Annotated in this window: 1 protein-coding gene; it reads right to left on the bottom strand. The window is 67.9% G+C overall.

Going from position 1 to position 1,014, the window contains the following annotated elements:
* On the bottom strand, positions 1 to 994 hold a 994-nt coding region (locus tag ACWEH3_RS36230; RefSeq protein ID WP_450027058.1), incomplete at its 3' end, for an IS481 family transposase.
* Positions 995 to 1,014: the final 20 nt, after the last annotated feature.

Genomic DNA, 1,014 nt, shown 5'->3' with positions numbered 1-1,014 from the left:
TGTGATGTCCGGGGAGGTTGGTCAGCCGGGTGACCGGTGGCCGACCTCCGAGGGCGGAGTGGGCTCGGTGGTGATTGTAGAAGTGGAGCCATGCGGGCAGGGTTGTGTTGCGTTGTTCGGTGGATTCATACAGCCGGGCGTAAGCCCAGCCCTCGGCCATGGTGCGGTGGAAGCGTTCGATCTTTCCGTTGGTTTGTGGCCGGTAGGGGCGGGTGCGTTTGTGGGTGATGCCCAGTTCGGTGCAGGCCTCGCGCCAGGCATGTGATTTGTAGGCCGAGCCGTTGTCCGACAGCACCCGTTCGGTGGCGACGCCGTGGTCGGCCAGCCATGCCACGGCCTGCTGCAGCACACCGATCGCGGTGGCGGCCTTCTCGTCGGAGTGGATCTCGGCGTAGGCGAGGCGGGAGTGGTCGTCGATGACGGTGTGCACGTATGCGGTGCCGATGGCGGGCCGGTAGTTGTTGCCGCGCTTGCCGGTTCGGTGGGCGGTGGCGCGGGCGTTGGACTTGCTGGCGCGGCGGTCGAGGAACTTGTGCCCGCCGCCGTCGGGGATGTTGGCGAACTTGGTGACGTCGACATGGATCAGCGACCCGGGATGGGGGTGTTCGTAGCGGCGCAGCGGTTCGCCGGTGACCCTGTCGATGCGCGACAAACGGTTGATCCGGCACCGGGTCAGCACCGCGTGCACGGTCGAGGCCGGCATCGCCGGCAGGCCGGCGATCTGGATCGGTCCGAGCCGGTGACGCCACCGAAGCCGCACGATCCGGCGTACCGCGTGTGGCGGGGTCTTGGCCGGGCTGGTCACCGGACGCGAGCTGCGGTCGGCCATCCCGGCAGGACCCTCGCCGCGGTAGCGGTCGGACCATTTCCTGGCGGTTCGCGGGGAGACCATGAACATTTTCGCTGCTGCGGTATAGCTCCAGCCGCGGTCGACGACGAGCTGGGCCAGTCGTAGACGAGTACGCGGGGTCAACGCTGCGTTAGCGTGGGACACGAAGGCCTCCGGATCGGTGA

Source organism: Nocardia sp. NPDC004718 (assembly GCF_053601535.1).
Note: the sequence above shows the minus strand (reverse complement) of the source record. Positions and strands in the feature narration are given on the sequence as shown.